21 protein-coding genes and 1 riboswitch are annotated in these 25,584 nt (G+C 74.8%); of the genes, 15 read left to right on the top strand and 6 right to left on the bottom strand.

Annotation, left to right across the window (positions count from 1 at the left end; genetic code table 11):
* Nucleotides 1-289 precede the first annotated feature (289 nt).
* Nucleotides 290-697 carry a VOC family protein gene (locus ABT112_RS09465; RefSeq protein ID WP_351507362.1) on the top strand — a complete coding sequence of 136 codons (408 nt, stop codon included), beginning with the start codon at nucleotides 290-292 and terminating at the stop codon, nucleotides 695-697.
* Between the two features lie 214 nt (nucleotides 698-911).
* Here ABT112_RS09465 and ABT112_RS09460 read toward each other — a convergent pair whose 3' ends face one another.
* From ABT112_RS09460 to ABT112_RS09450, 3 genes are all read right to left on the bottom strand, one after another.
* The gene (locus tag ABT112_RS09460) at nucleotides 912-2,402 is read right to left on the bottom strand and encodes a hypothetical protein (protein ID WP_351507360.1); all 1,491 of its coding nucleotides are present in this window, start codon (nucleotides 2,400-2,402) and stop codon (nucleotides 912-914) included.
* A gap of 268 nt (nucleotides 2,403-2,670) precedes the next feature.
* The gene (locus tag ABT112_RS09455) at nucleotides 2,671-3,798 is read right to left on the bottom strand and encodes an alpha/beta hydrolase family protein (protein WP_351507358.1); all 1,128 of its coding nucleotides are present in this window, start codon (nucleotides 3,796-3,798) and stop codon (nucleotides 2,671-2,673) included.
* A 91-nt stretch (nucleotides 3,799-3,889) separates the two neighbouring features.
* Complete coding sequence (locus ABT112_RS09450) at nucleotides 3,890-4,555, bottom strand: class II aldolase/adducin family protein (protein ID WP_351507356.1); 666 nt, start codon at nucleotides 4,553-4,555, stop codon at nucleotides 3,890-3,892.
* A 524-nt stretch (nucleotides 4,556-5,079) separates the two neighbouring features.
* Between ABT112_RS09450 and ABT112_RS09445 the strand changes: the two genes are divergently transcribed.
* The 10 genes from ABT112_RS09445 (at nucleotide 5,080) to cobC (ending at nucleotide 17,685) form a co-directional block, all read left to right on the top strand.
* Entirely contained in the window at nucleotides 5,080-6,369 is a 1,290-nt protein-coding gene (locus tag ABT112_RS09445) for an inorganic phosphate transporter (protein ID WP_351507354.1), read from the top strand.
* Between the two features lie 17 nt (nucleotides 6,370-6,386).
* Entirely contained in the window at nucleotides 6,387-6,623 is a 237-nt protein-coding gene (locus ABT112_RS09440) for a hypothetical protein (RefSeq protein WP_351507352.1), read from the top strand.
* A 212-nt stretch (nucleotides 6,624-6,835) separates the two neighbouring features.
* Nucleotides 6,836-6,964, top strand: a riboswitch (cobalamin riboswitch).
* A 164-nt stretch (nucleotides 6,965-7,128) separates the two neighbouring features.
* Nucleotides 7,129-8,112: a cobalamin biosynthesis protein gene (locus tag ABT112_RS09435; RefSeq protein ID WP_351507350.1), complete on the top strand. Its 984-nt coding sequence runs from the start codon at nucleotides 7,129-7,131 to the stop codon at nucleotides 8,110-8,112.
* The gene (locus ABT112_RS09430) at nucleotides 8,109-9,677 is read left to right on the top strand and encodes a cobyric acid synthase (RefSeq protein ID WP_351507348.1); all 1,569 of its coding nucleotides are present in this window, start codon (nucleotides 8,109-8,111) and stop codon (nucleotides 9,675-9,677) included. Before ABT112_RS09435 ends, ABT112_RS09430 begins: the two co-directional genes overlap by 4 nt.
* 337 nt (nucleotides 9,678-10,014) lie before the next feature.
* Nucleotides 10,015-12,219: a putative cobaltochelatase gene (locus ABT112_RS09425; RefSeq protein WP_351507379.1), complete on the top strand. Its 2,205-nt coding sequence runs from the start codon at nucleotides 10,015-10,017 to the stop codon at nucleotides 12,217-12,219.
* Nucleotides 12,219-12,815, top strand: a complete 597-nt coding sequence (gene cobO / locus ABT112_RS09420) for a cob(I)yrinic acid a,c-diamide adenosyltransferase (protein ID WP_351507346.1) — start codon at nucleotides 12,219-12,221, stop codon at nucleotides 12,813-12,815. Before ABT112_RS09425 ends, cobO begins: the two co-directional genes overlap by 1 nt.
* Nucleotides 12,815-14,380 (top strand): cobyrinic acid a,c-diamide synthase CobB, encoded by a 1,566-nt coding sequence (locus ABT112_RS09415; protein ID WP_351507345.1) that lies wholly within the window; start codon nucleotides 12,815-12,817, stop codon nucleotides 14,378-14,380. Before cobO ends, ABT112_RS09415 begins: the two co-directional genes overlap by 1 nt.
* The gene (locus ABT112_RS35335; RefSeq protein WP_502975293.1) at nucleotides 14,377-15,423 is read left to right on the top strand and encodes a cobalamin biosynthesis protein; all 1,047 of its coding nucleotides are present in this window, start codon (nucleotides 14,377-14,379) and stop codon (nucleotides 15,421-15,423) included. Before ABT112_RS09415 ends, ABT112_RS35335 begins: the two co-directional genes overlap by 4 nt.
* Before the next feature lie 160 nt (nucleotides 15,424-15,583).
* Nucleotides 15,584-16,615: a sirohydrochlorin chelatase gene (locus ABT112_RS09405; protein WP_351507343.1), complete on the top strand. Its 1,032-nt coding sequence runs from the start codon at nucleotides 15,584-15,586 to the stop codon at nucleotides 16,613-16,615.
* The gene (gene cobC / locus ABT112_RS09400) at nucleotides 16,612-17,685 is read left to right on the top strand and encodes an Rv2231c family histidinol phosphate aminotransferase CobC (protein WP_351507341.1); all 1,074 of its coding nucleotides are present in this window, start codon (nucleotides 16,612-16,614) and stop codon (nucleotides 17,683-17,685) included. The genes ABT112_RS09405 and cobC overlap by 4 nt, the downstream gene beginning before the upstream one ends.
* 113 nt (nucleotides 17,686-17,798) lie before the next feature.
* On the opposite strand, the gene ABT112_RS09395 is transcribed toward cobC, so the two are convergent.
* Nucleotides 17,799-18,884, bottom strand: a complete 1,086-nt coding sequence (locus ABT112_RS09395; protein WP_502975294.1) for an SCO1860 family LAETG-anchored protein — start codon at nucleotides 18,882-18,884, stop codon at nucleotides 17,799-17,801.
* Between the two features lie 388 nt (nucleotides 18,885-19,272).
* Nucleotides 19,273-20,364 carry an amidohydrolase family protein gene (locus tag ABT112_RS09390; RefSeq protein ID WP_351507339.1) on the bottom strand — a complete coding sequence of 364 codons (1,092 nt, stop codon included), beginning with the start codon at nucleotides 20,362-20,364 and terminating at the stop codon, nucleotides 19,273-19,275.
* Nucleotides 20,365-20,768: 404 nt separating this feature from the next.
* Between ABT112_RS09390 and ectA the strand changes: the two genes are divergently transcribed.
* From ectA to thpD, 4 genes are all read left to right on the top strand, one after another.
* On the top strand, nucleotides 20,769-21,332 hold the full coding sequence (gene ectA / locus ABT112_RS09385; RefSeq protein ID WP_351507337.1) for a diaminobutyrate acetyltransferase: 564 nt from the start codon (nucleotides 20,769-20,771) through the stop codon (nucleotides 21,330-21,332).
* Nucleotides 21,333-21,390: 58 nt separating this feature from the next.
* Nucleotides 21,391-22,659: a diaminobutyrate--2-oxoglutarate transaminase gene (ectB, locus tag ABT112_RS09380; protein ID WP_351507335.1), complete on the top strand. Its 1,269-nt coding sequence runs from the start codon at nucleotides 21,391-21,393 to the stop codon at nucleotides 22,657-22,659.
* Between the two features lie 98 nt (nucleotides 22,660-22,757).
* Nucleotides 22,758-23,162 (top strand): ectoine synthase, encoded by a 405-nt coding sequence (locus ABT112_RS09375; RefSeq protein ID WP_351507333.1) that lies wholly within the window; start codon nucleotides 22,758-22,760, stop codon nucleotides 23,160-23,162.
* Between the two features lie 58 nt (nucleotides 23,163-23,220).
* Nucleotides 23,221-24,120, top strand: a complete 900-nt coding sequence (gene thpD / locus ABT112_RS09370; protein ID WP_351507332.1) for an ectoine hydroxylase — start codon at nucleotides 23,221-23,223, stop codon at nucleotides 24,118-24,120.
* 256 nt (nucleotides 24,121-24,376) lie between these two features.
* Here the strand turns inward: thpD and ABT112_RS09365 are convergent, their stop codons facing one another.
* Nucleotides 24,377-25,441, bottom strand: coding sequence for an aminotransferase class V-fold PLP-dependent enzyme (locus tag ABT112_RS09365; RefSeq protein ID WP_351507330.1), 1,065 nt, complete (start codon nucleotides 25,439-25,441; stop codon nucleotides 24,377-24,379).
* Between the last annotated feature and the right edge of the window lie 143 nt (nucleotides 25,442-25,584).

Genomic DNA, 25,584 nt, shown 5'->3' with positions numbered 1-25,584 from the left:
GGTCCGGCTATCTGCTGTGGGGCGTGGCCGACGGCATCGACCTCGCGGCACCCGCCGTCCGCGACCGGGCCGCCGCGCCGTGTCCGGGGCACGCCCGGAGCCGCCGCACGCGGTGAAGGTGACGCACTTCACTCATAATCGTGGTGTGTGGCTGCCCCCGGCGGGTGGCGGGCGGCGGCCGCCGACGGCGTCCGCCGCGCCGGCCGCGGCCCTGCGCGGTGCCCGGCACCTCGACGGTGCGGCGCGGCGCCCGCGCGCGGCGGAGCGGGTTCGACGAGGAGTGAGCGCCATGGCAGAGAGCAACCGGCCGACCATCCACCCCACGCTGCTCTACGCGGACGCCCAGGCGGCCATCAAGCTGCTCACGGAGGCGTTCGGCTTCACGGCCGACGCGGTGTACACGGGCGAGGGCGATGTGGTCACCCACGCCGAACTGAGCTGCGGCAACGGCGTGGTGATGCTGGGCTCCAAGGGGCGGGCCGGGGTCTTCGCCGAGGCGATGCGGGACGCCGGACCCGCCGGGATCTATGTGGTGGTCGAGGACATCGACGCGCACTACGAGCGGGCCGCCGCGCACGGCGCGGAGATCCTGATGCCGCCGACCGACCAGGACTACGGCTCGCGCGACTACATGGCGCGGGACGCCGAGGGCAACGTGTGGAGCTTCGGCACCTACGCCCCGGCCGGAGCGGCGTAACCGCCTTCCGCGGGCGGCTTCCGGACCTTCCCGGGTGCGGCGCCCCTGCCGGGTGTGCGCCCTCGGTGCGCCCCCTCCCGAACGGGACATCGGGCCGGGCGTGATGCGGGGTTCCGTACCGAACGGGGAGGGCGGGGCCCGGCGGTGCGGGTGGTCTCCCGGTGCCCGCGCCGGGAGACCGGCGGCAGGCTGCCGGTGCCCGCCCCCGCCTCGCTCAGACCCCGCCGGTGTGCACCTGGAAGGCAGCGCGGCGGACGGCCTTGGCGAGCGCCGGGTCCGGGTGGGCCGCGGCGAGGGCGACGAGCACCTGCACCGTGCGCGGGTGGCCGACGGCCCGTACCTCGGCGAGCAGGGCCGGGACCGTGCCCTGCACCGCGGCGTCGAGATGGCGGACCAGCAGCGGGCTCTCGCCGTGGTCGGCGACGGCCGCCGCGGTGTCGACCCACAGCCAGGTGGCCTCCTCGCGGGTGAGCACCGCCAGGGTGTCCTCCGGGTCGCCGCCCTCCTGTTCGGCCAGCCAGAGCAGGGCGTAGGGGCGGAGGTACGGCTCGTCGACCGCGTCCCGCACGGCGGGCTCGGCCGGGGCGCCGACGACGCGCAGCGCTTCGAAGGCGAGTCCGCGGAGCAGGGCGTCGTGGCCCCGGGCCGCCGCGAGGAGTTCGCTCACGGCGCTGCCCACCGGGCGGGCCGCGAGCCAGGCGCGGTACTCGGCGCGGGCGGGCCCGGGGGTGAGCCGGGCGCAGCCGCGCAGCATGTCCTCGGCGGACTGCTCGATGTTGCCCGCCGGGCTCTGGGCGGCCACACAGATCTGTTCGAGCTTGACCCAGACGGCCCAGTTGCCCAGCGGGGTGAGCGTGGCCTGGTCGCCGTCGAGGGTGAGGGCGCCGACGGAGGCCAGGGCTTCGAGGGCCCAGTCCAGCAGGGCGGCGGGCGGCGGGCCGTCCACGGCGGGCGGTTCGGCCTCGCTGACGCGCCGTCCGGTTCCGGTTCCGCCGGTTCCGGTTCCGCCGGCGTCGGTGGTGCCCGCTTCGGTGGTGCCGGCCGGGGTGGCGCCGGCTTCCGCTTCGGCGGCGGTGTAGGCGGGGACCTCGCAGCGCTCGGTGCGCAGTTCGGCGACGCGCTGTTCGAGCAGGTCCATCAGCGCGGACAGCAGCACAGGCCCGGCCGAGAGCTGCAGCAGGGAGAGGAGCTGCGGGACGGCTTCCACCACTTCGCCGACGACGGTGGGGGCGAAGGCGGCGGGCACCGGGTGGGCGAGCGACCAGGCGTCGAAGAGCGCGACCCAGCCGCGCAGTACGGCGCTGTCGTCGCCGTCCCACGCCTGGAGCCGCCAGCCGGGGCGGGCGGTGTCGCCGCAGAGTTCGACGAGACCGGCGAGGCGTGCCCGGTCCCAGTCGGCCCGTACCTGTGCCGGAGTCAACCGCAGGGCGGTGGCGGCCCGTTCGGCCGCGTCGTCGCCGAGGACGCCGGTGCCCCCGGGCCGCAACCCGGTGCCGCCCGCGGCGTCCGCCCAGCGCGCGACCCGCACGGCACCGGCCAGGCCGGACCGCGCCTGCCGTGCCAGCTCCGCGGGTGCCGGAGTGCCCGCGGGGGGCCGGGGCGCCGGCCGGGCCCGATGGTTCGTCACCGCCTGACGGGCAGCGGTGGCGATCGGCCGTCGGGGGACGAGGCGGAGCCTGGAGTCGCGCGGAGTACGGGACGTCACGGGAGCAGTCTTCCCGCTGACGGCCCGAAAGCCCAATCGGAATCCGCGCGCGGGGCCTCTCGCGCGCTGAACCGCAGGTCACGGCGGCGTGTGGGGCGGGGGCACGGACCTCTCCGGGCGCCGCCGAAGCCCCGCGCGCGCCGGAATCCGCAGCCCCGCGCGCGCCGGAATCCGCGCACGATCCGCACACGCGGACGGGCCGGGCGGCAGCTCCTGGTCCAGCGGCACCGCGCAGCGGGAATCCGCGCACGCGGGCGGGGCGGAACGGTCACATGAGCGGGGTCAGGAAGCGCCGCAGGGCCTCCTCGTAGCCCCGCGGGTCGGCGTTCCACATCGCGGCGTGGGGGGCGTGCGGCACGGTGTGCAGGGTGACGAGGTCGGGCCGGCGCTCGGCGAGTGCCCGGGAGGTCTCCCAGGGGGCGATCGTGTCGTCCGGGCCGTGCAGCAGGAGGGCCGGTACGGACAGGTGCTCCGGATCGGCGGAGCCGCCGAGCAGGTCGCCGTCGAGTCCGAGCCGGCCCTGCGCGGCGCGGACGGCCAGCGGCAGCAGCGGCCTCGGGGCTCCGGCGGCGGACGCGAGCGCGCCCACCGTCGCCCGCCAGTCCAGGACCGGGGAGTCCAGGACGAGCCCGCTCAGGAGGTGCCGCAGCGGGGAGTGCGCGGCGGCGATGAGCGCCATCGTGGCGCCGGTGGACCAGCCGTACAGCACGATGTGCTCCGCGCCGTAGCGGGCCGCGTAGCTCATGCCCGCGTCCAGGTCGCGCCACTCGGTGGCCCCGAGGTGCTGGATGCCGTCCCGGGGACGGGGGGCTCCCAGGTCGCCGCGGTGGCCGAGGTCCAGTACGGGGAAGCGGTGCCGGCGGAGGAAGGGCATGACGACCATGGGGTGTTCGCGGCCGGTGCCGAGGCCGTGCACGGTGATCACCCAGGTGTCGCGGGCGCCGGGCACGAACCAGGCGGGGAGCGGCCCGCGGTCACCGGGGACGTCGACGTCGGCGTGGTCGAGGCCGAGCGCGTCGCGCGGGTTGCCGATGTGCACCTGCGGGGTGAGCCAGAGCCGGGAGCCCGGTCCGAGGCTGCCGTGGGTGACCCGCTCCAGGCGGCGGACGACGACGTCCGGGGCGTGCGGCACACCTTTCAGGACCGGCCCGACGACGGCGTGGGTCCCGCCGCCGGTCAGGCCGTAGGTGCCGGGCCGCAGGGCGGTGAGGCTGCGGGTCAGAGTGATCCGGCCGTCGGCGACGCCGTGCACGGTGAGCGGCGGGTCGGCGGGCAGCGGACGCAGCCGGTGGGGTTCGAGGGCGGCGCCGCTGGCGTGCCGGCCGGCCGCCACGGCGGCCGCACCGGCCCCGAGCACGGTGAGGGCGGCCGAGGCCGCCGCTGTTCGCAGGCCCATCCGCTCAGTGTGAGCGGGGGCGGGGCGGGCGGCCAGTGGGCGTCCGCGGCCGGGTGAGCGCCGGGTGTCGGGTGCCGGGGGTGCCGGGGCGTCAGTCCCGCCGCGGCTGGCCGTAGCCGCGCAGCTTCTCGCCGGCCTCGCGGAGTTGGCCGGCGGACAGCAGGCTCGGCGTGTGGCCGGGGACGGACCGGGCGGTCAGCCAGACCCGGCACATCCACTCCAGCTGGGCGGTGCGGTCGTAGGCCTGGGCGAGGGTGGCGCCGTGCACGACGGTCCCGTGGTTGCGCAGCAGACAGGCGGTGCGGTCGTGGAGCGCCCGGAGCATGTTCTCGGCCAACGCGTCACTGCCGTAGAGCGCGTAGGGGGCGACCCGGACCGGGCCGCCGAGGGCCGCGGTCATGTAGTGGACCGGCGGGAGCTCGTCGACCAGCAGGGAGACGGCGGTGGCGTGGACGGCGTGGGTGTGCACCACCGCGGCGGCGTCGGTGCTGCGGTAGACGGCCAGGTGCATCGGCACCTCGCTGGTCGGCTCCAGTTCCCCGAGCACCTGGCGGCCGTCGAGGCCGACGCCGACGACGTCCTGCGGGGTGAGCCGGTCGTAGGGCACGCCGGTCGGGGTCACCAGGACGGTGTCGCCGACGCGTACGGACACATTGCCCGAGGTGCCGACCACGAGTCCGTCGGCGACCGTCCGCCGTGCGGTGGCCACCAGCTCGGCCCATGCCTCTTCGATGCGGGTGCGCTCGGTCTCGGTCAAGGCCCTCACCTCCGCCGCCGATCCTGTCAGGTACGGGACATCGGCTCGCGCACCGGGCGCCGGCCCGGCCGGAGCCTGCTCCGGGAAAGCGTGTCAAATAGGATGAATGGAACGTCGAGGCGAGCCTGAGGGGGCATCACACACCCTCGGGGGTGATTTACTCCATATGGCATCAGATGCGTATCCATAGAGGGATTCATAGCCACCGGTCTCAACTCCCCCGCGCCCGCCCGCGACGAGCCGGTCGCACCCCGGCGCCGCACACACCGCTTCATTTTCCGGCCGCGCGCCGGCCACGGCGGGCTCCCGGGGGACGGAGCGCGCCCATCGACCGCCTCCCAGCTCACAGGCTCGCCCATGACAGAATCCGACGCTCCGGAGAACTCCCGGCGGGCGAAAGGGAACAGCACCTTCAGGGCGCCCTGAGAGGGCGACACTCCAAACACCCCCTCAGTTCACCTTCCGTTCACTCGCCGTCTCTACGTTCGCCGTGCCACTGACCAACGAGCTGATTGCCTGGGTGAATGGAACACATCACGCTTCTCATCGGGATCGTGATCATCACGGCCTTGGTGTTCGACTTTACGAACGGCTTCCACGACACCGCCAACGCCATGGCCACCACCATCTCCACCGGGGCTCTCAAGCCCAGAACGGCGGTGGCGATGTCGGCGGTCCTCAACCTGATCGGCGCTTTCCTCTCCATCGAGGTCGCCCGGACGATCTCCGGCGGCATCATCGACGAGGGTTCCGGCATCCGGCCCGAAGTGATCTTCGCGGGGCTGGTCGGAGCCATCATCTGGAATCTGCTGACCTGGCTGGCGGGGCTCCCCTCCAGCTCGTCGCACGCTCTGTTCGGCGGTCTGATCGGCGCGACCGTGGCGTCCGTCGGCTTCGGCGCCGTCAACGCCGACGCGGTCGTCATGAAGGTCCTGATCCCCGCCGTTGCCGCGCCGCTGGTGGCCGGCATCGCCGCGATGGTCGCGACCCGGCTCACCTACCGGCTGGCCCGGAACCAGGACGAGCGGGAGACCGCCAAGGGCTACCGCGCCGGGCAGATCGCCTCCGCCGCGCTGGTCTCCCTGGCGCACGGCACCAACGACGCGCAGAAGACGATGGGTGTCATCACCCTGGCGCTGATCACCGGCGGCGCGCTCGCCCCGCAGGCCGACCCGCCGATGTGGGTCATCGTCTCGGCCGGTGTCGCCATCGCGCTCGGCACCTACCTGGGCGGCTGGCGGATCATCCGCACCATGGGCAAGGGCCTCACCGACATCCAGCCGCCGCAGGGCTTCGCCGCCCAGACCGGCGCCGCGACCGTCATCCTGGCCTCCTCGCACCTCGGTTTCGCGCTCTCCACCACCCAGGTCTGCTCCGGCTCGGTCATGGGCTCCGGCCTCGGCCGCAAGGGCGGGGTCGTCCGCTGGTCGACCGCGGGCCGCATGGTGGCCGCGTGGGGTCTGACGCTTCCGGCCGCCGGCCTCGTCGCGGCGGCCGCGGCGCTCCTCGCCGGCCAGGGCACCTGGGGCGTCGCCACCGTCGCCGTCCTCGCGCTCGTGGCCTGCGGCGCGATCTGGGCGCTCTCCCGCCGCAAGCCGGTGGACCACACCAACGTCAACGAGACCGGGGCCACCGAGCCGCCGGGCGTCGTCACCGCCGCCCTCCGCACGGTCTCCCCGCCGCCGGTCGGCTCCGCGGTCTCCGGTGAGGCGTCCGACGCCGTCACCGGCGCCCCGGTCGCCGGAGTCGCCGTGCAGGGCAAGGCCCCGCAGAGCGCGCAGGCCGGCCAGTCCGCCGCCAAGGTCACGGTCTAGGTAAGGAACCCACCGTCATGAACATCGACTGGGCAGCTCTCGGCCAGGTCTTCGGCGTCAGCCTCGTGGCGACCGTCGCGCTCGTGGGCCTGTTCACCCTCGGCATCGTCGGCACCTCCCGCCGGACGCGGACCCAGCCGGACGGCACCGCCACGGTGACCGCCCCCGGCTCCCTGGCCCGGACCGGCGCCTACGTCTGCTACGGCCTGTGCCTGGCCGCCGTGGCGTACGGCATCAATCTGATCGTCGCCTGACGGGCCGGGGCGAACGGCCCCCGCCCGCAACCGGTCCGCCGGGCCGGACAGCGCACCCCGCGCCGTCCGGCCCGGCGGACCGTCGTGTGCGCCCCGGGCGGGGCGCGGTCGTCCGCTGTGGGGCGCGGCACACTCTCCCGTCGCAGGTCAAGCGCAAGTTGACGGGCCTTCGCGGCCCGTGGTGGACTGCCGGGGCCCAACGGCGGCAGGAGAGGAAGCCGGTGCGAGTCCGGCGCGGTCCCGCCACTGTCACCGGGGAGCGCACCCCCACCCGAGATGTCACGGCCCGCAGCGACGGGCTGGAAGGCCCGGGGACGCGCCGATCCGGAAGCCAGGAGACTCTCACCGCCGGTACGTCGAGCCAGGGCGCGGACCCTGAGTGAGGACGATCGCGATGCCCGGCTGTTCCCGTACGCCCAGAGCCGTTCCCGGATGTTCCCGCCGAGGCGCGACGGCCGGCTGATCCGATGCGTGCCCATCACGCCCGGAGGGGACGGATCGCACGGTGAGGGGACGACACGGACTCGCCGCCGCGGGCGCGGCCGGCCTCGGCACCGCCCTGGGCTTCGCCGCCGACCTGATACTCGGTGACCCGCGGCGCGGTCACCCCGTCGCCGCGTTCGGCCGGACCGCCGCGGCCGTCGAGCGCCGGCTCTGGCGCGACCACCGCGGGGCCGGGGCGCTGCACACCGCCCTGCTCGCCGGCGGCGCCACCGCGGCCTCCGCCGTACTCGCGCGCTCGCTGCGCCGCTCCCCCGCCGCCACGGCCGGGCTGACCGCCGCCGCCACCTGGGCGGTGCTGGGCGGGACATCGCTGGGCCGGGAGGCGCGCGCCGTGGGCGGCGCACTGGCCGCAGGGGACCTGGAGGTCGCCCGCGAACGGCTGCCGCATCTGTGCGGCCGGGATCCGCAGGCCCTGGACGGGCAGCAGATCGCCCGTGCCGTGGTCGAGTCGGTCGCCGAGAACACCTCGGACGCGGTCGTGGGAGCCCTGGTGTGGGGAGCCGTCGCCGGAGTGCCCGGCCTCGTCGGCTTCCGCGCGGTCAACACCCTCGACGCGATGGTGGGCCACCGGTCGCCGCGCCATCTGCGGTTCGGCTGGGCCGCGGCGCGGCTGGACGACGTGGCGGGCTTCCCCGGTGCGCGGCTCACCGCCGCGCTGGCGGTGCTCGCCGGACCGGATCCGCGGGGGGCCTGGCGGGTGCTGCGCCGGGACGCCCGGCGGCACCCCAGCCCCAATGCCGGACCGGTCGAGTCCGCTTTCGCGGGGGCGCTCGGCGTCCGCCTGGGCGGCACCCTGGCCTACCGCGGCCGGGTCGAACACCGGCCGGTGCTCGGCGGGGAGAACCGTCCGGTGGCGGTGCCGGACATCGAACGCGCGGTCCGGCTGTCCCGGCGCGTCAACGCCCTGGCCCTCGCGCTCTGTGTCGCGGGCGGCCTGGTGCGGAGCCGCCCGCGGCGCCCGGCCGCCGGAAGGGGGAGCGGATGAACGGGCCGGACACGCACCACTCAGGCGGCGGGCTGCTCGTCGCCGGCACCACCTCCGACGCCGGGAAGAGCGTGGTCACCGCGGGGATCTGCCGGTGGCTCTCCCGCAAGGGGGTGTCCGTCGCGCCCTTCAAGGCGCAGAACATGTCGCTGAATTCGTTCGTCACCCGGGAGGGCGCGGAGATCGGCCGGGCGCAGGCCATGCAGGCCGCCGCCGCCCGCGTCGAGCCGAGCGCGCTGATGAACCCGGTGCTGCTCAAGCCCGGGAGCGACCGCACCAGCCAGGTGGTGCTGCTGGGGAAGCCGGTCGGGGAGATGAGCGCCCGCGGCTACTTCGGGGACGCCGCGGGCGCTCCGGAGCGGCAGCGGCGGTACACCGACCGCGGACAGCTCCTGGAGACCGTGGTGGAGTGCCTGGAGGAGCTGCGGGGCACGTATGACGCGGTGATCTGTGAAGGGGCGGGCAGTCCGGCGGAGATCAACCTGCGGCGCACGGACATCGTGAACATGGGCCTGGCCCGGGCGGCCCGGCTCCCCGTGGTCGTGGTCGGGGACATCGACCGCGGCGGGGTGTTCGCCTCGTTCTTCGGCACGACGGCGCTGCTGGCCCGGGAGGACCAGGCGCTGGTCTCCGGCTATCTGGTCAACAAGTTCCGCGGTGACGTCTCCCTGCTGGAACCCGGTCTGGACATGCTGCACGGGCTCACCGGGCGGCGCACGCTCGGCGTCCTGCCGTACGCGCACGGGCTGGGCATCGACGAGGAGGACGGGCTGCGGGTGTCGCTGCGCGGCACGGTCCGCGAGTCGGTCGTCGCGCCACCGCACGGGCAGGACGTCCTGCGGGTCGCGGTCGCCGCGGTGCCGCTGATGTCGAACTTCACCGATGTGGACGCGCTGGCGGCCGAACCCGGCGTGGTGGTGCGCTTCGTGGACCGGCCGGAGGAGCTGGCCGACGCGGACCTGGTGGTCCTGCCGGGCACCCGGGGCACCGTGCGGGCCCTGACGTGGCTGCGGGAGCGCGGCATCGCCGACGCGGTGGCGCGGCGGGCCGCGGAGGGCCGTCCGGTGCTGGGCATCTGCGGCGGCTTCCAGATGCTGGGCGAACGCATCGAGGACGAGGTCGAGTCGCGGGCGGGGACGGTGGACGGGCTGGGACTGCTGCCCGTGCGCGTCCGGTTCGCGCCGGAGAAGACGCTGGCCCGGCCGGTGGGCGAGGCGCTCGGCGAACGGGTCGAGGGCTATGAGATCCACCATGGCGTGGCCGAGGTCGGGCCGGCGGACGAGGAGTTCCTGGACGGCTGCCGGGCGGGGTCGGTCTGGGGGACGCACTGGCACGGCTCGCTGGAGAGCGACGGCTTCCGGCGGGCGTTCCTGAGCCGGGTCGCGCGGGCGGCCGGGCGGCGCTTCGTCCCGGCGCCGGACACCTGCTTCGCGGCGCTCCGCGAGGAGCAGCTGGACCGGCTCGGCGATCTGATCGAGGAGCACGCCGACACGGACGCACTGCTGCGGCTGATCGAGTCGGGGCCCCCGCCGGGGCTCCCCTTCGTCGCTCCGGGGGCGCCGTGACCAGCCGACGGGAGACGACGGACCGACGGGAGATGACGGGCCGGCGGGAGAGATGCCGAGGGACGGCCGGACGACGGATCAGTCAGCAGTGGATCAAGGGCCGGTGGACCGGGAGCCGGTGGCTCAGCGGCCGGTGGACGACGGCCCGGACGACAGCGGCGGAACCAGGGGCCCATGAGCGGCCCCGCGCGACCTGCCCGCAGCTCGAGGGTGACCTGGAGGATGACGTATGACGACCACGACGGCTTCGGCCGCGGGACCGGACGCGGCGAGTGGGGGCGGCGGCGCGGCCGGCGCCCCCGCGGTGCCGAGCTACCCGTTCACGGCGATCGTCGGCATGGACGACCTGCGACTGGGGCTGCTGCTCAACGCGGTCTCCCCGGCGGTCGGCGGAGTGCTGGTGCGCGGTGAGAAGGGCACGGCGAAGTCGACCGCGGTGCGGGCGCTGGCCGCCCTGATGCCGGCGGTGGACGTGGTTCCGGGCTGCCGGTTCTCCTGCGATCCGGCGGCCCCCGACGCGTCCTGCCCGGACGGGCCGCACGAGCCGGCGGCGGGTGTCTCCCGGCCGGCCCGGATGGTCGAACTCCCGGTGGGCGCCTCGGAGGACCGGCTCGTCGGCGCCCTGGACATCGAACGGGCCCTGTCGGAGGGCCGGAAGGCCTTCGAGCCGGGCCTGCTGGCGGACGCGCACCGCGGGGTGCTGTACGTGGACGAGGTCAACCTCCTCCACGACCATCTGGTGGACCTGCTGCTGGACGCGGCGGCGATGGGCGCCTCGTACGTGGAGCGCGAGGGCGTCTCCGTGCGGCACGCGGCCCGCTTTCTGCTGGTCGGCACCATGAACCCGGAAGAGGGCGAGCTGCGGCCGCAGTTGCTCGACCGGTTCGGGCTGACCGTGGAGGTCGCGGCCTCGCGGGAGCCGGACCAGCGGGTGGAGGTCGTCCGCCGGCGGCTGGCCTACGACGAGGACCCGGCGGGCTTCGCGGAGCGCTGGGCGGCCGAGGAGCGGCAACTGCGCGAGCGGATCGCCGCCGCGCGGGCGCTGCTGCCGTCGGTGCGGCTCGGGGACGGTGCGCTGCGCCGGATCGCGGCGGTGTGCGCGGCGTTCGAGGTCGACGGGATGCGCGCGGACATCGTGACGGCGCGGACGGCCACCGCGCTGGCGGCGTGGGCCGGGCGTACGGAGGTCCGGAAGGAGGACGTCCGGCAGGCCGCGCTGCTGGCGCTGCCGCACCGGCGGCGGCGCAACCCGTTCGACGCGCCGGGGCTGGACGAGGAGAAGCTGGACCGGACCCTGGACGAGTTCGGGGACGACGATCCGGATCCGGGCCCGGACGGCGGCGGGGGCGGCGAATCGCCCTCGGACGGGCCGGAGTCGCCCGGTCCGCAGGACGCGGAGCCGTCCGGGGAGCGGCCGGAGGACGAGGCGCCCGCTCCGACCGAGGCGGACGCGCCCGCTCCGTCGGGGTCGCGGCAGGAGCCGGTGGAGCAGCCGGAGCCGTCGTCGGAGGCTTCGCAGGCCGATCCCGGGGCGTCCGGGGAGGAGTGCGGGCCGGACGGCGCCCCGGGCGCGGGTGCCGCGGGTGAACAGCGCGCGGTCGGCGCGGCGGAGCCGTTCCGGACGAAGATGCTGAGCGTGCCCGGGCTGGGCGAGGGCGCGGCCGGGCGGCGCTCGCGGGCGCGTACGGCGCACGGGCGCACGACGGGTGCCGTACGGCCCCGGGGCGCGCTCACCAAGCTGCATCTGGCGGCGACCGTGCAGGCGGCCGCCCCGCACCAGCATGCGCGCGGGCGGCGCGGGCCGGGGCTGGTGGTCCGCCGCGACGACCTGCGGCAGTCGGTGCGCGAGGGCCGCGAGGGCAATCTCGTGCTGTTCGTGGTGGACGCCTCCGGGTCGATGGCGGCGCGGCAGCGGATGGGCGCGGTCAAGGGCGCGGTGCTGTCGCTGCTGCTCGACGCCTACCAACGGCGCGACAAGGTGGGTCTGGTGACCTTCCGGGGCCGGGACGCCGAGCTGGCGCTGCCGCCGACCTCGTCGGTGGAGGCGGGCGCGGCCCGGCTGGAGTCCCTGCCGACCGGCGGGCGTACGCCGCTGGCCGCGGGGCTGCTGCGGGCCCGTGAGGTGCTGCGGGTGGAACGGCTGCGGGACCCCTCGCGGCGGCCGCTGCTGGTCGTGGTGACGGACGGCCGGGCGACCGGTCCCGGTGCGGGGCGCCGGAGCGGGGCCGGAGGGGGCGCAGGGGTGGGCGCCGGAGTCGGCGCCCGAGCGGACGCCGGAGTCGGCGCCGGCGGCCGGGAGGAGCCGCTCGCGCTCGCCTCCCGGGCCGCGCGGCTGCTGGCCGCGGAGGGCACGGCGTCGGTGGTCGTGGACTGCGAGTCCGGGCCGGTGCGGCTGGGACTGGCGGGCGGGCTCGCCCGCGATCTGGGCGGCACCGCCGTGACGCTGGACGAACTGCGGGCGGAGAGCGTGGCGTCGCTGGTCCGCGATGTACAGGGAACGCCGGGATCGCCCGGACTGCCGAGGACAGGGAGGGCTGCGTAATGCCGCAGGGCAAGCCGAGTGTCGTACCCGAGGACGGGCTGACGACCCGCCAGCGCCGGAACCGGCCGCTGGTGATGGTGCACACGGGCGTCGGCAAGGGGAAGTCGACCGCCGCGTTCGGGATGGCGCTGCGGGCGTGGAACCAGAACTGGCCGGTCGGTGTATTCCAGTTCGTGAAGTCCGCGAAGTGGCGCGTCGGCGAGGAGCGGGCGCTGCGGGTGCTCGGTGACTCCGGCGAAGGGGGGACGGTCGCATGGCACAAGATGGGCGAGGGCTGGTCGTGGGTCCAGCGCGACATCGAGTCGAGCGAGGAGGCCGCGAAGGAGGGCTGGGAGCAGGTCAAGCGCGATCTGGCGGCGGAGGCATACCGGCTGTACGTGCTGGACGAGTTCGCCTACCCGATGCACTGGGGCTGGGTGGACCCCGACGAGGTGGTGTCGGTGCTGCGGGACCGCCCGGGCACCCAGCACGTCGTCATCACAGGGCGTAACGCACCGCAGCAGCTGGTCGACTTCGCCGACCTGGTCACCGACATGTCGAAGGTCAAGCACCCGATGGACGCGGGGCAGAAGGGCCAGAGGGGCATCGAGTGGTGATGTCCTCCACCGGCTCGCCCGTCCCCCGGCTGGTCATAGCGGCGCCGGCCTCCGGCAGCGGCAAGACGACCGTGGCGACGGGCCTGATGGCCGCGTTCGCCGAGCGCGGCCTGGCCGTGTCGCCGCACAAGGTCGGCCCGGACTACATCGATCCGGGCTACCACGCGCTGGCGACGGGCCGGCCGGGCCGCAACCTGGACGCGTACCTGTGCGGCCCGGAGCGGATCGCACCGCTGTTCCTGCACGGCGCGGCGGGGGCCGACCTGGCCCTGGTCGAGGGGGTGATGGGCCTCTACGACGGTGCCGCCCTGCAGGGCGAGCTGGCGTCGACGGCGCATGTGGCCAAGCTGCTGAAGGCGCCGGTGGTGCTGGTGGTGGACGCCTCGTCGCAGTCCCGTTCGGTGGCGGCGCTGGTGCACGGCTTCGCCTCCTGGGACCCGGAGGTACGGGTCGGCGGGGTGATCCTGAACAAGGTCGGCTCGGACCGGCACGAGGAGCTGCTGCGGGAGGCGCTGGGCGGTTCGGGTGTACCGGTGCTCGGCGCCCTGCGGCGTACGGACGGCGTGGGCACTCCGTCCCGGCATCTGGGCCTGGTGCCGGTCGCCGAGCGGCGGGAGGACGCCGTGGAGGCCGTCGCGGCCATGGCGGCGCACATCCGCGCGGGGTGCGACCTGGAGGCGCTGCTCGCGCTGGCCCGCAGCGCTCCCGCGCTGCCGGGCGCGGCCTGGGATCCCGCGGAAGCGCTCGCGGAGGACGCCCGGTGGTCCCCCGCATGGACCGGCGGAAGCACCTCGCCGGAGCCGGGCACGGAGACCGCCGGGGCGGGCGGCACGGATGCGGCCCCGGACTCCCCCCGCTCCCCCGCGTCGCCCGGTGCGGTGGGCGGCCCCGGGAGCGGCAGGCCGGTGGTCGCCGTCGCGGGCGGCTCGGCGTTCACCTTCTCCTATGCGGAGCACACGGAGCTGCTCACGGCGGCCGGGGCGCAGGTGGTGACCTTCGATCCCCTGCGGGACGAAGAGCTCCCGGAGAACGCCTCGGGCCTGGTGATCGGGGGCGGCTTCCCGGAGATGTACACGCCCGAGCTCTCGGCGAACGAGCCGCTGCGCACCGCCGTGGCCCGCCTGGCCGCGTCGGGGGCACCCGTGGCGGCGGAGTGCGCCGGCCTGCTGTATCTGTCCCGGTCGCTGGACGGCAGCCCGATGTGCGGGGTGCTGGACGCGGAGGCGCGGATGTCGCAGCGGCTGACCCTCGGCTACCGGGAGGCGGTTGCGGTCTCGGACAACGTGCTGGCTCCCGCGGGAGCCCGGCTGCGCGGCCACGAGTTCCACCGCACGGTGCTGGAGCCGGGGGCCGGACCGACGCCCGCCTGGGGGCTGGTGCACCCGCAGCGCCGGCTGGAGGGGTTCGTCCACGGCGGGGTGCACGCCTCGTACGTCCATGTGCACTGGGCCGCCGCGCCGGGGGTGGCCCGGCGGTTCGTCGAGCGGTGCGCGGCGTCACGCGGCGGAACCGCCACGAACGGCCGGGCCGCGCCGGCGTCCGCCCCTCCGGCCGGGATCCGGTGACCTCCGAGGACACCGGGGCGGGGGCGGCCGGGAATCCTGGTGGGGGACGACGGGCCGGCGGGACCGGCGACCGCGGCGCGGTCGATGCTGAGACCGGTGCGGGGGCCGGTGCCGAGACCGATGCCAAGACCCGCGCGGGAGCCGGTGCCGAGACCGATGCCAAGACCCGCGCGGGAGCCGGTGCCGAGACCGATGCCAAGACCCGCGCGGGAGCCGGTGCCGAGACCGGCGTCCCGCGCCGCCTCCCGTCCCTCGTCGTCGGGGTCGGGGCGCGCCGGGGGGCGTCGTGTGCGGAAGCGTTCGGGCTGATCCGGGACGTCCTCGCCGCGGCCGGGCTCGCGGAACGCGAGGTCGCCGAGCTCGCGACCGTCCACGCCAAAGCGGACGAGGCGGGGCTCCTCGGCGCCGCCGAACGGCTCGGCGTGCCTCTGCGGGCCTATCCGGCCGACGCGTTGGCCGCTGTGGAGGTGCCGCACCCGTCCGAGGCGTCCCGCGCCGCCGTCGGTGCGCCCGGGGTCGCCGAGGCCGCCGCGCTGCTGGCCGCCGGGCCGGGGGCCGAACTCGTCGTGCCCAAGCGGAAGTCGGCGCCCGAAGGCCGCCCGGCGATGGTCACCGCGGCCGTGGCCCGGCGCCGGGACGGCGGACCCGGCGCGGCGCCGGGAGCTGCGGCGACAGGGGGACCCCGCCGACCAGCCGCGGCAGGAACACCGACCAGAGCAGCCGCGGCAGATACTCCCAGCGGAGCGACCACAGCTGGCACACGGCCCGGAGCAGCCGCACCGGCACCAGGAGCGCCCACCGGAGCAAGGGCGGCAGGAACACCGCCCGGAGCGGCCGCCACAGGGCCCCCGGCCGGAGCAGCGGCGGGAGCGACGGCCGGACCGTCGGGCGGGGCGCCGGGCGGGGCGCCGGGCGGGGCAACCGGAGCGGCACTCGGCACAGCGGCGGGCACAGCGGCGGGCACACCGTCGCAGCGGCAGGCGCCGCTGCGGCGACGGCCGGAACAACCGGGGAAACGCCGGTCGGAACGGACAGTTCGGTGAAGAGCAAGGCTGCCCTGCGCAGACAGCGCGGCACGACCATCAGTAACGTCGGGGAGAAGAGCGGTCCGGCCGGCGTCGCGGCGGTTCCCCACCCGCTTCTCCTTGCCGGTCCGGCCTCGTCCGGACCGGTCGGCCCCACCCGCACGTCCAAGGAGTCACAGTGACGACCCCGCCCGCGCTGCTCATCGCCGGCCCCGGAACCCGCGACGAAGCGGGAGTTGCCGCCGTCCACGCCCTCGTCCAGGAGCTGGAACGGCGCGCACCCGGACTGCCCGTGGCGGGTGGACTCGTCGAACAGGCGCCACGGCCCGGCGCTCCCCCCACCGGTCCGGAGCAGCCCGCCGCACGGCAGAACCATGCGCCGCAGGACCTTGCACCGCGGAGCCTTTCACCGCGGGACCCTGCACCGCGGAACCCCGCGCCCCGGCCCGCGTTGCCGCTGGCGGACGCCGTGGCCGGGCTCGCCGAGCGGGGAGTGACCCGGTGCGCGACCGTGCCCCTCACGCTCGTCGGCTCCGGACGCGCCGCCGACGGCGTGACCGACGCGCTGGCCGACGAGGCGCGGCGGCACCCCGGCATCGCCTACCGCTACGGCCGCGCGCTCGGCCCGCACCCCCTGCTGTTGCGGGCGCTGGACCGCCGGCTCGACGAGGCGCTGGGCGACGCCGCCCGGTCGCCCTCCGACCGGGCGCGCACCACCGTGCTGCTGGTGGGCGCCGGTTCCACCGACCCGGCCGGCAACGCCGAGGTGCACCTGGCGGCCCGGCTGCTCTGGGAGGGCCGGGGCTTCGCCGGTGTGGAGACGGCCTTCGTCTCGCTCGCGGCGCCCGATGTGCCGTCCGGCCTCGACCGCTGCCTCCGGCTCGGCGCGCAACGGATCGTGGTCCTGCCGTACTTCCTCTTCGCCGGGGCACTCCCGGACCGTGCGCGGCAGCAGTCCGAGGGCTGGGCCTCGGCGCACCCCGAGGTGGAGGTGGTCTCCGCCGATGTCATAGGACCGGCCGAGGAACTGGCCGATCTGGTCCTGGAGCGGTACCGGGAGGCCGTCGGCGGCGGCCCGGAACAGCTCTGCGACTCCTGCGCCCGGCCGACGGTGCCGTGGGCCGGGGCCCCGGTGACCGTTCCGCGGCAGCACGAGCGGGCCGGCGCGCCCGCCGACGGGGAACCCCGCGACCACCGGACGGGACGGTGACCGTGCCGACATCCCCCGAGCCGGCCGAGTCCGCCTTCGATCTGCGCCACCACGGGGACGCGGAGGTGCGCGGCGGCGGCGCCGGTCTGACCGATCTCGCGGTGAACGTCCGGGCGGGCACGCCCCCGGCCTGGCTCAAGGAGCGGATCGCCGCGTCCCTGGACGACCTGGCCGCGTACCCGGACGGGCGGCCGGCCCGCGCGGCCGTGGCCCGCCGTCACGGGCTGGACGAGGACCGGGTGCTGCTGACGGCGGGCGCCGCCGAGGCGTTCGTCCTGCTGGCGCGGGCCTTCCCGGCGCGCCGTCCGGTGGTGGTGCACCCCCAGTTCACCGAGCCGGAGGCCGCGCTGCGGGACGCCGGACACGAGGTCGAGCGGGTGCTGCTGGCGGCCGGGGCGGGGTTCCGGCTGGCCGCGGAGACGGTCCCGGACGACGCCGACCTGGTCGTGGTGGGCAACCCGACCAACCCCACCTCCGTGCTGCACCCGGCCGACGCGCTCGCCCGGCTGGCGCGCCCGGGGCGGGTTCTCGTCGTCGACGAGGCCTTCATGGACGCCGTGCCCGGCGAGGGCGAGTCGCTCGCCGGGCGCACCGACCTGCCGGGGCTGGTGGTCCTGCGCAGCCTCACCAAGACCTGGGGCCTGGCGGGGCTGCGCATCGGGTACGTGCTCGCCGCGCCGGAGCTGATCGCCGCGCTGGAGCGCGCCCAGCCGCTCTGGCCGGTCTCCGGACCGGCCCTGGCGGCGGCGGTGGCGTGCAGTGAGTCGCAGGCCCTCGCCGAGGCCGCCCACGCGGCCCACCGCATCGCCTCCGACCGCGCCCATCTGCTGGGCCGGCTGGCCGAGGTCGACGGGGTGGAGGTGGGCGCGCCGCCCGCGGGGCCGTTCGTGCTGGTCCGGCTGGCCGGAGCCGCCGCCGTGCGGGACCGGTTGCGGGACCGGGGGTTCGCGGTCCGCCGCGGTGACACCTTCCCGGGCCTGGGGCCGGACTGGCTGCGGATCGCGGTGCGCGACCGGACGACGACGGACCGCTTCACGGAGGCCCTGGCCAAGGCCCTCGCGGACGGCTGACGAGGGAGGTCACCGGGTGGCGTCACCGGGGCGGATCCCGGCGACACCACCCGGCGCCACCCCGCACCTACGGGGTCGGCCCCGGCGGCAGGGTCGGCTCCAGGGGCAGCGGGTCAGCCCCGGCGGCGGCGCTGGGCGAGGACGAGCGCTCCGCCGCCCGCGACGACCAGCAGGGCCGCGCCCCCGGCCAGATACGGGGTGGTGGAGCTGCCACCGGTCTGGGCGAGGTTCCCGCCGGCCGGCCGGTCACCCGCCTCCGCCGGTTCCGTGCCCGACCCCGTCTGCGTGCTGAGCCGCGGGCCGTCGGTGCCGCCCGGCGCGGGCTGCCCTCCGCCGCCCGGCTTCCCGGCTCCCGGCTCGCCCCCGCCGGGCTTCTGAGCGCCGCCGGGCTTCTGAGCGCCACCCGGCTGCCCGGCACCCGGTTCCTCGCGCCCGGGCCGCTCCGCGCCGGGCTTCTCCGCCCCCGGCTTCTCGTGGTCCGGCCGCTCCCCGGGCTTCCCCAACCCCTGGCTGCCCCCGGCGTGCGGGCTCCGGCAGGTGGCCTCGGCCAGCGTGACCCGGCCCTGGACCTTGGCGACGTTCAGCTTGAGCGGATCGACCGAGACCCGGAGCGCGAGCGCGGTGGCCGCCGCCGTCCGCGAGGTGGTGGCGGTCCGTGACAGATCGAGCCGCACCTCCCCCACCTGCGGCACCCGCACCCGGGTCGTGCCGCCGGAGCTGAGCGTGACCTTCTTGCCGAGCACCCGCACCGTGCCCAGCACGTTCGAGGAGGCCTCCGGCCGGTGACCGGCCCGGCACACCGCCTTCGACGTGACCTGCCCGACCTCGATGAGCGACAGCAGCGGCAGGCCGGGGACGTGGACCCTGGCCCGGACGAGGTTGGCGTAGGCCTTCGCGCGGCGGGCGTCGGCCGTGGCGCGAGCGGTGGCCGCGTCGGCACGCAGCACACTGACCGGGCGGCCGCGGCCGACGCCGTCCAGCCGCACCGCCAGCGCGGTCCGGTCGGCGTCCGCGGGGGCCTGCACCTCGTTCAGGGTCGCGTTCAGTGGGACGTGCACGGAATCGTTGAGCAGACGGACATCGAGGCCGGTGCGGAGCACGACGGCCCCGGCCTTCCCGCCGCCGCCACCGGTGGCGTGGGCGGGCGCCGCGCCCAGGACGGCCGCGGGACCGGCGGCCAGGGCGGTGGCGGTCAGCATGGCGGCGGCGCGGCGCGCGGGCATGCCGAAGGCAGAGCTGTTCACGGTGGAAACCCCCAAGGAGACATGGGGCCGCCGGCGCCGCCCAGGGGACAACGGGGGGCGCCGACGACCACGACCCGGACATACTTACGTACTGAGCGTGAACAGAGGTCAACCAGCCGTGAGTTCATCCCAACGGGTGGTTTCCGTCATCACATTCGAATACGCCGCCCGGCTCGCAGCCCGCCGATCACGGCCGTGACCTCGACACCCGGCCCGGTGGCACACCCCCGGAGATCGTCACCCCCGCGCCCGCCACGCTCCGCTCCGGACACGCCCGACGCCCCGGCCCGGTCACCCTCGGTCGCCGCCGGTGGCCGGCGTCGCCGCCGCCCCGCCCCCGCGCTCAGCCGATGACCCGCCCCCGCAGCACCACCCGCCGCGGCGCGGTCAGCACCCGGACATCCGCACGGGGATCGTCCTCGTAGACCACGAGGTCGGCCGGTGCGCCCTCGGTGAGCCCCGGCCTGCCCAGCCACTCCCGCGCGCCCCAGGTGGTCGCGGAGAGCGCCGCGAGGGGCGGGATGCCCGCCCGGACCAGTTCGGCGACCTCCGCCCCGACCAGACCGTGCGCCAGCGAGCCGCCCGCGTCCGTGCCGACGTACACCGGGATGCCCGCGTCGTAGGCGGAGCGCACCGTGTCGTAGCGGCGGGCGTGGAGCCGCCGCATATGGTCCGACCAGCGCGGGAACTTCGCCTGGCCGCCGTCGGCGAGCTTGGGGAAGGTGGCGATGTTGACCAGGGTGGGCACGATGGCGACGCCGCGTTCGGCGAACAGCGGGATGGTCTCCTCGGTGAGCCCCGTCGCATGCTCGACGCAGTCGATGCCCGCCTCCGCCAGCGGCGCCAGGGTCTCCTCGGCGAAGCAGTGGGCGGTGACCCGGGCACCCAGCCGGTGCGCCTCGGCGATCGCGGCCTCCACGGCGCCCCGCGGCCAGCAGACGCCCAGATCGCCGGTCTCGCGGTCGATCCAGTCCCCGACGAGCTTGACCCAGCCGTCACCGCGCCGGGCCTCCTGCGCGACGTAGGCGACCAGGTCCTCGGGCTCGATCTCGTGCGCGTAGTTGCGGATGTAACGCTTGGTGCGCGCGATGTGACGCCCCGCGCGGATGATGCGGGGCAGGTCCTCGCGGTCGTCGATCCAGCGGGTGTCGGAGGGGGAGCCGGCGTCCCGGAGGAGCAGCGCCCCGGCATCGCGGTCGGTCAGCGCCTGCTTCTCGCTGGTCGACTCGTCGACCGGGCCGTGGGCGTCCAGCCCGACATGGCAGTGGGCGTCCACCAGGCCGGGCAGCGCCCAGCCGGTTACGGTGGTCACATCGCGTGCGGCCGCCGGCCGCCGGTAGGTGATCCTGCCGTCCACCACCCACAGCTCGTCCCGGACCTCGTCCGGCCCGACCAGCACCCGTCCCCTGATGTGCAGCACAGCACTCTCGCTCATGGGACGCACTGTACGAGCCCCCGGACGCAGGGCGCACCGGTCACGCACATACTGCCCCCGCCTTCCACAATTGCGGGGCCAGAGATTTAACATATCCTTTGCGGGCGGATTTCCAATTACCCATCCGTATAGCTTTCCACCTGCTTCTTCCCCCCCTTCCCGGCCTTCAAACGCCCCAGTTTTCTGTCGGTCGGTGACGCAATTCAGATGGGTCTCATCGGCGTTACGCACATGTGACGGACTCCACAGCAGGTCCGCTTCGTCCCGGAATTACCGGACAAAACGGCCCTATCCGCGGAGCGTCCGCACGCCCGCGCGTCCACGCGCGATATCACATGGACCCCCACTTCCGTAACCCCTCCCCGAGATGCGATTTCGATTTGCCCTCGGTAAATTTAATTTGCATGACCGCCGCACAAGCAGCCCTTGCAGGTGTCGACACCGAATTCCTCGAAATGCCCGAGGGCCTCGAACTCGACACCCCGCGAGTCGAGGACGGAGCCGCGATATGGCGCATTGCCCGCGACTCCAAGGTGCTCGACCTCAACTCCTCGTACAGCTACCTCCTGTGGTGCCGTGACTTCGCCGCCACCTCCGTGGTGGCGCGCGACGGGGACGGCGAGCCGGTCGGCTTCATCACCGGCTACATCCGCCCGGAGCGCCCACAGACCCTGGTCGTCTGGCAGGTCGCCGTCGACCACGCACAGCGCGGCCGCGGCCTCGCCGCGGCGCTCCTGGACGGACTGACCCTCCGGGTCGCCGGCGGACTCGGCGTCCGCAGCGTCGAAACCACCATCACCCCCGACAACGCCCCCTCGAACCGGCTGTTCACCTCGTTCGCCGAGCGGCACGGAGCCGCGGTGGAGCGAGAGGTCCTGTTCGACGGCGGCCTGTTCCCCGACGGCGGGCACGAGCCCGAGGTGCTGTACCGGATCGGTCCCCTCGCGGCACCGGCGCCCCCACGCTGAAGCCCGCCTCCCCCAAGACTTTCCTCCCTTCCTCACGCCACTCTCCCTGGAGCTCGCTGTGACCATCACCCCGCCCGCCCTGAGCGTCTTCGAGACCCTGGAGTCGGAGGTGCGCAGTTACTGCCGCAGCTGGCCCGCCGTGTTCGACCGGGCTCAGGGCAGCTACATGTACGACGAGGACGGCCATACGTACCTCGACTTCTTCGCCGGTGCCGGCGCCCTGAACTACGGGCACAACAACCCGGTGCTGAAACGCGCCCTGATCGACTACATCGAGCGCGACGGCGTCACCCACGGTCTCGACATGGGCACCACCGCCAAGCGGGCCTTCCTCGAGTCCTTCCAGAACACGATCCTGCGCCCGCGCGACCTGCCCTACAAGGTCATGTTCCCGGGCCCGACAGGCGCCAACGCCGTCGAGGCGGCGCTGAAGCTCGCCCGTAAGGTCAAGGGCCGCGAGTCGATCGTCAGCTTCACCAACGCGTTCCACGGCATGTCGCTGGGCGCGCTGGCCGTCACCGGCAACTCGATGAAGCGCGCCGGTGCGGGCATCCCGCTCGTCCACGGCACGCCGATGCCGTTCGACAACTACTTCGAGGGCCGGGTCCCGGACTTCCTGTGGTTCGAGCGGCTGCTCGAGGACCAGGGCTCCGGCCTGAACCAGCCCGCCGCCGTGATCGTCGAGACGGTCCAGGGCGAGGGCGGCATCAACGTCGCCCGCGCCGAGTGGCTGCGTGCCCTCGCGGACCTCTGCAAGCGCCGCGACATGCTGCTGATCGTCGACGACATCCAGATGGGCTGCGGCCGTACCGGTGCCTTCTTCTCCTTCGAGGAGGCCGGCATCACCCCGGACATCGTCACCCTGTCGAAGTCCATCAGCGGCTACGGCCTGCCGATGTCGCTCACCCTCTTCAAGCCCGAGCTGGACATATGGGAGCCGGGTGAGCACAACGGAACCTTCCGTGGCAACAACCCGGCATTCGTGACGTCTGCCGCCGCCCTGGACACCTACTGGGCGGACGGGCAGATGGAGAAGCAGACCATCGCCCGCGGCGAGCAGGTCGAGCAGGCGCTCAACGCGATCGTCGAGGAGCACCCGCGGCTGGGCGGCAACGCCCGCGGCCGTGGCCTCGCCTGGGGCCTGGAGTTCGCCGACAAGGACCGGGCGAACAAGGTCGCCGCCCGCGCCTTCGAGCTGGGTCTGCTGATCGAGACCTCGGGTCCGCAGAGCGAGGTCGTGAAGCTGCTGCCGCCGCTCACCGTGACCCCGGAGGAGCTGGACGAGGGTCTGCGCATCCTCGCCCGGGCGGTGCGCGAGACGGCCTGACGGCTGTTTCCGGGGGCGGCCCGACGGCCGCCCCCGGGCCCCACGGGTTGACCTCACCCCCCGTACCGCCGACCGTAGAACAGAAAGGCACCATCACCGTGATCGTCCGTTCGTTCAAGGACATCGAGGGCACCGACCGGCACGTGAAGGCCGCGTCGGGCACCTGGGAGAGCAAGCGCATCGTTCTCGCCAAGGAGCGTGTGGGCTTCTCGCTGCACGAGACGACGCTCTACGCGGGCACCGAGACGTCGATGTGGTACGCCAACCACATCGAGGCCGTGCTCTGCGTCGAGGGCGAGGCCGAGCTGACCAACGACGAGACCGGTGAGACGCACTGGATCACTCCGGGAACGATGTACCTCCTGGACGGCCACGAGCGTCACACCATGCGCCCGAAGACCGACTTCCGCTGCGTCTGCGTGTTCAACCCGCCGGTCACCGGCCGGGAGGACCACGACGAGAACGGTGTGTACCCGCTGCTCACCGAGCCTGCCGAGAACTGAGCTTCCCCACGCAGGAAAGGAAAGAGCAGGGACGTACGAGAGGAGAGGGAGCACCACCATGACCACCGCACCCGAGCGAACGGCCGATCTCTACCCGACGCGCGGAGCCACCGAGGTGAGCACTCCGCGACTGGACCCGGTCGTATGGTCCGAGCCGGGAGCTCCCGGCCCGGTCCAGCCGTCCGACCTGCGCGACTTCGATCGCGACGGTTTCCTGACGGTGGACCAGCTGATCACTCCGGACGAGGTGGCGAAGTACCGTGCCGAGCTCGACCGGCTGACCACCGACCCGGTCATCCGCGCCGACCAGCGCTCGATCGTCGAGCCGAAGTCGCAGGACGTCCGGACGGTCTTCGAGGTGCACAAGATCAGCGAGGTGTTCGCGAGCCTGGTGCGTGACCCGCGTGTGGTGGAGCGCGCACGGCAGATCCTCGGCTCGGACGTGTACGTCCACCAGAGCCGGATCAACGTCAAGCCCGGTTTCGGGGCCACGGGGTTCTACTGGCACTCGGACTTCGAGACCTGGCACGCCGAGGACGGCCTGCCGAACATGCGGACGGTGTCCGTCTCGATCGCGCTGACCGAGAACTACGACACCAACGGCGGCTTGATGATCATGCCGGGCTCGCACCGGACCTTCCTCGGCTGCGCGGGGGCAACGCCGAAGGACAACTACAAGAAGTCGCTGCAGATGCAGGACGCGGGCACCCCGTCGGACGAGGCGCTCACGAAGTTCGCCGATCAGCACGGCATCAAGCTGTTCACCGGTTCGGCCGGATCGGCGACCTGGTTCGACTGCAACTGCATGCACGGCTCGGGCGACAACATCACGCCCTTCGCGCGCAGCAACGTCTTCATCGTCTTCAACAGCGTGGAGAACGAGGCCGTGGAGCCGTTCGCGGCCCCGGTCCGGCGCCCGGACTTCATCGGGGCGCGGGACTTCACCCCGGTGCGGTGACGTCCGTGCCGTAGCGAGAAGCAGGCTGCGCTTTCCGCAAGGAGCGGCGCGCTTCCGCGGGAAGTGACGCTTCCGCAAGGTTTGGCGCGTCCGCAAGGTTCGGCGCTTCCGCAGGATCACGAGAGCCCCGCCCGGCTCGGTGCGTTGCCGGGCGGGGCTCTCGTCATGTCCGCGTCCCGCAGGTCTCCGTCCCGGGCCGCTCTCCGGGCGGGCAGCTCTCCGGGCGGCCGCGGAACGCCTCCCGGGACGGAGCGGGTCAGGGACTGTCGGGGAGCCCGGAGAGCACCTCCAGCACGCGGTCCACGTCGGCGGCGGTGTTGTAGAGGTGGAAGGAGACCCGCAGGTTCCCCGCCCGGGCGGAGATCTGCACCCCGGCGGCGCGCAGCGCGTCCTCGGCACGGCCGAGCCCGGGGACGGAGACGATGGCCGAGCCCGGGGCCGGCAGCGGCTCCCGGCCCAGCCGCGCCAGGCCGGCCCGGAACCGCTCCGCGAGGGCCGTGTTGTGCGCGCCGACGGCGGCGGGGCCGCCCACCTCCCCGATCACCGGGATCGAGTGCTGGGCCGCCAGATACGGCAGCAGACCGTGACTCTGGTCGTAACGACTGGCCGAGCGGGCGAGCCGCACCGGTCCGTAGAAGCTGCCCCGCGGATCCTCGGCGGCCGGCCAGGAGGCGTAGACCGACGGCAGGGCGTCGCAGGCCTCCGGGACGACGAGGAACGACACCCCGCGCGGGCAGAGCAGCCACTTGAACGCCCCGCACACCGTGTAGTCGAAGTCGTCGGCGCGGAACGGCAGCCAGCCCACGGACTGCGAGGCGTCGACCAGGGTCCGGGCCTCGTGGGCAGCGGCGGCCTCGCGTACGGCCGCCAGATCGGCGATCCGGCCGTCGGCGGACTGGACCGAGCTGACGGCGACCAGGGCGGTACCGGGGCGGACCGCTTCGGCCAGGCTCTCCAGCGGCACACTGCGCACCTTCAGGTCCGCCCGCGCGGCGAACGGGGCGACCAGCGAGCTGAAGTCGCCGTCCGCGACGAGGACTTCGGCCCCGGCGGGCAGCGACGCGGCGATCAGCCCGGTGTGCACCGACACCGAGGCCGCCGCCGACACCCGGCCGGCGGGCACCCCGGCCAGGTCGGCGAAGGCCTCCCGGGTCCGCTCCACGGACTCGCTCCCGAGACCCGGTGTGGGCCTGCCGGTGACGGCGTCGTCGAGCGCCTGCCGCAGCACGGCGGCCGACCGCGCGGGGAGCAGACCGCTCGACGCGGTGTTGAGGTAGGTGGTCTCGGGCGCGAACCGGGCGCCTCCCAGGCTGTTCTCCATGGCCCCAAGCCTCTCCCGGGGGCCGGAGGACGTCCACGTAGGGGTCGCGCGGGGCACCCTTCAGCGTTCCTTCGCACCGGGGCGACGGCACCCGGCGGGGCGGCTCTTCGTGCTGGTCGGAGCGGTGATGGCGGCCGTCCGGG

Origin of the sequence: Streptomyces sp. NPDC002055, from assembly GCF_040296705.1 — a bacterium.
Classification (GTDB): domain Bacteria; phylum Actinomycetota; class Actinomycetes; order Streptomycetales; family Streptomycetaceae; genus Streptomyces.
This window is presented reverse-complemented; position numbering and strand designations above follow the sequence as displayed.

Bases quoted from the DNA above. Each gene is read 5' to 3' on its own strand.
- ABT112_RS09365 (WP_351507330.1), bottom strand. From the start codon at position 25,441: ATGGAGAACAGCCTGGGAGGCGCCCGGTTCGCGCCCGAGACCACCTAC.
- ABT112_RS09445 (WP_351507354.1), top strand. From the start codon at position 5,080: ATGGAACACATCACGCTTCTCATCGGGATCGTGATCATCACGGCCTTG.
- ABT112_RS09455 (WP_351507358.1), bottom strand. From the start codon at position 3,798: ATGGGCCTGCGAACAGCGGCGGCCTCGGCCGCCCTCACCGTGCTCGGG.
- ABT112_RS09425 (WP_351507379.1), top strand. From the start codon at position 10,015: ATGGACGACCTGCGACTGGGGCTGCTGCTCAACGCGGTCTCCCCGGCG.
- ABT112_RS09430 (WP_351507348.1), top strand. From the start codon at position 8,109: ATGAACGGGCCGGACACGCACCACTCAGGCGGCGGGCTGCTCGTCGCC.
- cobO (WP_351507346.1), top strand. From the start codon at position 12,219: ATGCCGCAGGGCAAGCCGAGTGTCGTACCCGAGGACGGGCTGACGACC.
- thpD (WP_351507332.1), top strand. From the start codon at position 23,221: ATGACCACCGCACCCGAGCGAACGGCCGATCTCTACCCGACGCGCGGA.
- ABT112_RS09440 (WP_351507352.1), top strand. From the start codon at position 6,387: ATGAACATCGACTGGGCAGCTCTCGGCCAGGTCTTCGGCGTCAGCCTC.
- ABT112_RS09465 (WP_351507362.1), top strand. From the start codon at position 290: ATGGCAGAGAGCAACCGGCCGACCATCCACCCCACGCTGCTCTACGCG.
- ABT112_RS09395 (WP_502975294.1), bottom strand. From the start codon at position 18,884: ATGCTGACCGCCACCGCCCTGGCCGCCGGTCCCGCGGCCGTCCTGGGC.
- ectA (WP_351507337.1), top strand. From the start codon at position 20,769: ATGACCGCCGCACAAGCAGCCCTTGCAGGTGTCGACACCGAATTCCTC.
- ABT112_RS09390 (WP_351507339.1), bottom strand. From the start codon at position 20,364: ATGAGCGAGAGTGCTGTGCTGCACATCAGGGGACGGGTGCTGGTCGGG.
- ABT112_RS09415 (WP_351507345.1), top strand. From the start codon at position 12,815: ATGTCCTCCACCGGCTCGCCCGTCCCCCGGCTGGTCATAGCGGCGCCG.